Genomic DNA, 6,093 nt, shown 5'->3' on the forward strand with positions numbered 1-6,093 from the left:
TTAGCTGCCTAGCATATCCCAAGTGAAAGTCTCCTGCTAATTCAGCACATATCAGGTTTGAATGACGCGGACATTGACCACAGTGATGATCAGGCGACCAAAGCAGGTTGGATACAGGCGAGTCTTGAGAAGATTAAGAGTACGCCTTTTGCGCTAGAGCCTAAGCACCTGACACACTAGATGTACCCGAAAAGGGGCTAGTGAGACTAACGGACACGTTAGCTGGTGGATATGCGATGCAATTGATCTAAATTAATTTCAAAGCACCAGAACCGGCTCAGTTGTGCCCAAAGCGGATGTTCGCAAAAAATAATCTTCTCTTGATACCGCAGATTAAAGTGGATGTTCGATATGGCCTTTTAAAGGTAGAAAACTTAGTATTTAGACGCCTACCTTCTAGAGAAATAACGCAAATGAATAAAATGCTACCATCAACTTAAAATCATGATATGTCACGGCAAACTTCACACTTTCTAACTGTTGGCATAAACAACATACCATCCATCTACTGAAGTAGAAATTTTTTGAAATGTGCCGATGGTGTATTTTCAAGCATATTGCTACGACAAATAACGTAAAGATTTTTGTAGGGGGTGATCCCTTCAATTTTAACGCTTCTTAGTCGACCACTCTCGCACTCATCGACCACAGACGAAGAGATCACCAATGAAATACCCAAGCCTGCCTGTACTGCCCGTTTAACCGCCTCTGTGCTTCCAAGCTGCATAGATACACCAATAGAATCTGCCACGCTTCCGAAAAAATGCTGTAACAGACGCCCTGTGCCGCTACTTGTTTCTCCCCCCAGCAATTTCTCTCCCTTCAGCCAATCTAATGGAATACTCGCCAATTTGGCCCACGGATGCTCCACCGGCACAATCACAGCTAGTTCTTCACTTCGCCAAACGCATGCATCAAATCCCTCTCGTTGATCCCACCATTCCATAATGGCCACATCGACTTCAAAGTTTTCCAGTTTTTTCACAATGGTAAGATTATCGCCAATGACTACATCAAAATTGCAAGTTGCTGTTTTCTTGAACCGCCTCAAGTGCGGTGGCAATACATAGATGCCGATATTCGAGCTCGCGCCTATTACAAGACGATTTGTGTCGAATAATGCGCACGCTCTGGATCCGGTGCGCACTAGGTTTTCCGCATAAGGCAAAAACACTTTGCCTTCCTCTGTGAGCGTACAACCTGCGTTGTTTCGCACAATCAGATTGACACTCAGCGACTCTTCTAGGCGCCTAACATGCTGAGTCACAGCTGACTGTGAGAGCCCTGTGTGCTTGGCTGCTTCACGAAAGCCACCCCGATTCACGACAGCCAGAAAAGTAACTACGCGTTCAAGATTGATCAATTAACGCCTTCCAAAATTGGATTATTGATAGCATCGGATGGCCTTTGGCCGGTCAGTGCCTGTAAGATATTATTGGCTGCTAGTTTCTCGATTTCGAAACGCACGTCGTCGACCGCAGACCCCAAATGTGGGGTGAAAAATGTTTGCGCTGTATTGGTCAGTAACTCCTGCGGAATAGCTGTTGGCCTATCAACACGGATCCACTCTTCCAATTCGAAAACATCTGCCGCATAACCCGCCAATTTTCCAGATTCAAGTGCTTCGGCAACAGCTAATTCATCGACAACTGAACCACGACACGCATTGATCAAGTAGCTTCCTGTGCGCATTGTGCCAATTGTTTCTGCATTCAATAAGTGCAAAGTTTGCGGCGTCATTGGCAGCATAGGTACAACAAAGTCACTGCTACTTAATAATTCATCGAGACTCACCTGTCGTGCATTCCAGGCCTTTTCCTGCTCTTGATTCAAGGCGATGTCATCGCAATAAAGCACCCGCATATCAAAACTCGATAAGCGCTTCGCAATCGCTCGCCCGACCGCACCCATACCGATGATTCCGAGTGTGCGTCCTGTTAAACCCGTTCCGTATAGTTCCGGTCTCCACCCGTTAAATCCGTGAGTTCGGATACGGCGATCCCCCTCGGCCAGATGGCGAGTCAGGCCAAGAAGCAATCCAATTGTCAGCTCCGCCGTTGGGATGGTCAGAAGGTCCGGCACGATGCTGAACCAAATACCACGGCGGGTACAAGCATCGACATCAAAGTTGTCATAGCCTTTGAGTGCTGCACCTACAATCTTCAATTTAGGGCAGGACGCAAGAAAATCATCATCGATACTGTCAGGCATGAATACCATTAGTGCGTCAGCATCCTTTGCTCTCTCCAGCAATTCTGCGCGCGACATAGTATCGCGGGTCATGTTGGGAACGACATCCGCAACAGATTGTAAATAATCGATAATTTCAGGATGAACCCAGTGGGTAAGAACTATTTTTTGTTTCATGTGGACCCTCATGTGTATACCGGATTTTTTATATGGGTTAGCTACTTGAACTTGCGACGCAAGAATGAACTGAATGTATCAACTAGCGTCACCATCCCAAGAATGACCAGCAATATCGCGGATACTTCTTGGTATTGCATAAGACGCAGCGATCCTATCAACTCGAAACCTATACCGCCGGCACCGACCATTCCCATCACCGTTGAGGCGCGAAAATTGTATTCCCACCGATAAATCGCGGTGTCGGCCATTTGCGGTAATACTTGCGGAAAAATGCCATGAAATATCACTTGTAGCGGGCTGCAACCTGCGGCCTGCGCAGCTTCAACTGGTGCTTGATCTGTATGCTCAATCGCTTCCGCAAAAAACTTAGCGATCATGCCGATTGAGTGCAGGCCTAATGCCAACACACCCGGCAGTGCACCAAAGCCGACAGCTGCCACGAAAACTATACCCATAATAAGCTCAGGAACAGATCTCAACACATTTAACAGAGCACGCGCAGCCTGATAGACCGCTGGATGTGGACTGGTATTGCGTGCAGCCAAAATACCCAAGGGCACGGACAAAAGCACAGCGATGGCGGTTCCAGCAATACTCATGGCTAAGGTATCGAGCACTGGCTTGACCCATGCTCTCCACTCACTAAAGTTGGGAGGGAACATCTCACCAATGAGACTAACAAGACTTGGCACGCCTTCGCCTAAACGCTCACCATCAAATAGACCAACGTAATACCAACATCCGACGACAATAGCTAAAATCAATATCACATACCTAACTACTCGATTCCAGCTTTGGCGCTGCTCTGACAATATGGCTTCGAAGTTCGTATTCATTGTAGAGACCTCAAAAAATTAGAACTTGGAAAAATCTAGCTTTAGCAAACTACCTAAATCACGCACGACATCGTAATCCTTATCTGTTACAGGCCCGAATCCTTCAGCCTTGAATGGTTTCAACACGTTCGGATCTTTCAAATCGAGGAAGGCAGCACGAATTTTTTCTTTAAGCTCTGGTTTTAAGTTAGAGCGCATAGCCCATGGGTACTGAGGAAACGGTTTTGACTCCGCTAAGACCTTCACTTTGTTTAGATCGATCAAGCCGCTCAGAACGAGCGATTTGAAAATGGGCTTGCTCAGACCACCGGCCTGCGCGTGTCCATTCTGAACTGCCATCGCCACTGCATCGTGAGCGCCTACGAAATGCTCCTTGTAATCCGTTCCGGCAAATAATCCTTTATCAGCAAGCATTGATTTGGGGATCAGGTGGCTGGATGTAGAGGCCTTGTCACCCCAGGCAACGGCTTTTTTCTTGATATCTGTGATGTTGTTGATGCCCGCCGCCTTATTCACAATTAGCACTGACTGATAAGTTGTTGTGCCTTTTTGTTGCATTGCTGCAAATGGTTCAATCTTACTTTTCTGTTTGGCCAATACATAAGACAAGGGCCCAAAATATGCAAGATCAATACGACCGAACCGCATTGCTTCAATCATTGATGAATAGTCAGTGGTAACAATAAGCTCAATCTTTTTGCCCAGAGCTTTTTCAAGATACATCTCTAGAGGCTTATTATTTTTAATGACGGTTGATGCATTTTCATCAGGCAAGAGAGCAACTTTTAATGTGCCGGGGTCAGGATTAGGTGCGGCATATGTGACACTACCTAAGAGGCTAAACAATATTAGAGCCAGTACAGCGAATAGCTTTTTCATGGTTATTTCTCCTCAGTTCTTAAGTTAAACAATGGTTATGAGTAATATTTGGAATGTTTGAATTCAATTGCGCTTTTTGTTCATAGAGTTCAGTTACATGCGTTTGTGTCAGAGCCGCTGGTATTGCATCGAACACAACCTTGCCATGAGCCAGACCGACGATTCGGTCAGCATAGCGTTTAGCGAGATCGACTTGATGTAGGCTGACTACAGCGGTTATGCCGTCTTCTTTGCATATCTGGTGTAAGAGCGCCAAGACTTTGTTGGCGGTTGCTGGATCAAGGCTTGCCACAGGCTCGTCTGCCAAAACAAGTGCCGGTCGCTGCGCTAATGCCCGAGCTATACCCACGCGTTGTTGCTGACCGCCACTTAACTCATCCACTCGTGAGAGTGCTTTGTGAAGTAGCCCAACGCGGTCAAGGCTGTGTAATCCAATAGATTGATCCTCCTTCGATAGAGGAAAAAGAGTACGAAGCGTCGAGTGATAACCTAGTCTACCCATTAGCACATTTTGCAAAACAGAAAGTCGACCAATTAATTGATGCTGCTGGAATATCATGCCAGTACGCCGACGATGCTCTTGCAATATTTTTTTGTCCAACAATGAACCTAACATTGTAATGTTTATATTGCCGTTAGTGGGTTTTTGCATCAGGTTAAGACAACGGAGCATTGTTGATTTGCCTGCACCAGAGGCACCGAGCAACACTGAAAACTGTCCCTGTTGAAACGTGAGTGAAGTTGGATGCAACGCAATCATTTGTCCGTACTGGACGGTAATATTTTGAAGTTGAATCATTGCTGCCAGACCCTCGTTGTTGTAATCAATCTTTATTTTTGATTACGAAATCAGATAATGAGGTGAGCATAACGACTCAATGTTACAGTTTTATTGCGAGCAATTAGCAATCGCACTCAAACGCTTGGCTATAAGACTTCCAATTGGTATGCAGTGAGGCGCCGGTAATTGGCGGAGCTAGCTGGGAGGGGTTTAGCAGGATTTTAAGGCACACCCTGGCGTCCGCTTCTGGCCGAACGCAGCTGGAAGGCTCAAAATAGGTCGAGACACATTAAAATTACGTCACTACTCATAAGTGGCGATTATGTAAAATCGTTTGCGTGGCTTTTAACCTACTACTAATCAATACAGAGAGTGCTGTGGATAAGTGTCTTTACGGATTCCTTTTACTACAGACTCGTTGAAGTTGTAGCAAAACTCGAAGTACAAATATTTTATTTTTGGTGATGCGCGGCTATTTGAAAAGTAGCGAAGTTGTTGCGCTTTAGTGAGCTGGAATTTGAATAGCAGCATGAAATATGTTTGTTATTTGGACCGCTTTAATGGGTAAAATTCGGCTGGGAGTTTCGCTACAGCCTCGTTAGGCATGGCCATGAAAATATTCCTAGATAGTAATATTGTTAGGCACTCTGCAACTACATATCGCACTATGGATATCTATTTTGGCGGGGGTAACGCATCATTGTCATATCGTCGAAACAGGCAATGAGTCTTGGCGCTTTAAAGAATCGAGTACCAAGGGAATTGCAACAAAGCGAACTAAACCACGACAAACCAAAATAGATCAGGAGGAGTTAGCCATCAATTAATTGAGTTTCACGACTGTAATATTTTAACAACTACGTGGGTCAATTTTAGATGCAAATAGTGGGTCAGTTTTTAGTGACATTTGACAATTGCAGCGTTAAAGTGAACGGATAGCGCGAAGAATGCGGCCATAAAAATAAGTGTGCCGAGCAGACTCATAAGGGCAGGGAGATGCTTTTTAATTTCGTTTTTGTAAATCGTTATTTTGATATGCAACATATGGATCAATCCTGATAAATTAGGCAATACCTGCATGTCAATGCAGATTCATTTTATACGCCAGCAACCCCTTGCTGGCGTTTTTTTTATGGGACTAACCATACCTGTTAATTCTGACAGGTAGTCTCCTGATGTGTGCTGAGAAAACAGGAGGTTTTAACTTGGTAAACTATAGACACTCAT

Annotated in this window: 6 protein-coding genes and 1 pseudogene; 2 read left to right on the top strand and 5 right to left on the bottom strand. The window is 45.1% G+C overall.

What is annotated here, in order from left to right:
• The first annotated feature begins 57 nt into the window (after nt 1-57).
• Complete coding sequence (locus tag ACTJJG_RS18875; RefSeq protein ID WP_009584542.1) at nt 58-180, top strand: hypothetical protein; 123 nt, start codon at nt 58-60, stop codon at nt 178-180.
• A gap of 325 nt (nt 181-505) precedes the next feature.
• Here ACTJJG_RS18875 and ACTJJG_RS18880 read toward each other — a convergent pair whose 3' ends face one another.
• From ACTJJG_RS18880 to phnC, 5 genes are read right to left on the bottom strand one after another with little or no spacing between them, the layout of a single operon-like run.
• Nucleotides 506-1,363: a LysR family transcriptional regulator gene (locus ACTJJG_RS18880; RefSeq protein ID WP_009389225.1), complete on the bottom strand. Its 858-nt coding sequence runs from the start codon at nt 1,361-1,363 to the stop codon at nt 506-508.
• On the bottom strand, nt 1,360-2,367 hold the full coding sequence (locus ACTJJG_RS18885; protein WP_004757466.1) for a phosphonate dehydrogenase: 1,008 nt from the start codon (nt 2,365-2,367) through the stop codon (nt 1,360-1,362). Before ACTJJG_RS18885 ends, ACTJJG_RS18880 begins: the two co-directional genes overlap by 4 nt.
• 41 nt (nt 2,368-2,408) lie before the next feature.
• Nucleotides 2,409-3,206: a phosphonate ABC transporter, permease protein PhnE gene (gene phnE, locus ACTJJG_RS18890; protein WP_004757464.1), complete on the bottom strand. Its 798-nt coding sequence runs from the start codon at nt 3,204-3,206 to the stop codon at nt 2,409-2,411.
• 18 nt (nt 3,207-3,224) lie between these two features.
• Nucleotides 3,225-4,085, bottom strand: coding sequence for a phosphate/phosphite/phosphonate ABC transporter substrate-binding protein (phnD, locus tag ACTJJG_RS18895; protein WP_009389226.1), 861 nt, complete (start codon nt 4,083-4,085; stop codon nt 3,225-3,227).
• A 19-nt stretch (nt 4,086-4,104) separates the two neighbouring features.
• Nucleotides 4,105-4,884, bottom strand: coding sequence for a phosphonate ABC transporter ATP-binding protein (gene phnC, locus ACTJJG_RS18900; RefSeq protein WP_009389228.1), 780 nt, complete (start codon nt 4,882-4,884; stop codon nt 4,105-4,107).
• A 626-nt stretch (nt 4,885-5,510) separates the two neighbouring features.
• Here phnC and ACTJJG_RS18905 point away from each other — a divergent pair.
• Nucleotides 5,511-5,609 (top strand): annotated as a pseudogene (locus ACTJJG_RS18905) (ATPase); the annotation flags it as partial.
• Nucleotides 5,610-6,093: the final 484 nt, after the last annotated feature.

Source organism: Acinetobacter sp. 22512, assembly GCF_052044755.1.
Taxonomy (GTDB): domain Bacteria; phylum Pseudomonadota; class Gammaproteobacteria; order Pseudomonadales; family Moraxellaceae; genus Acinetobacter; species Acinetobacter pittii.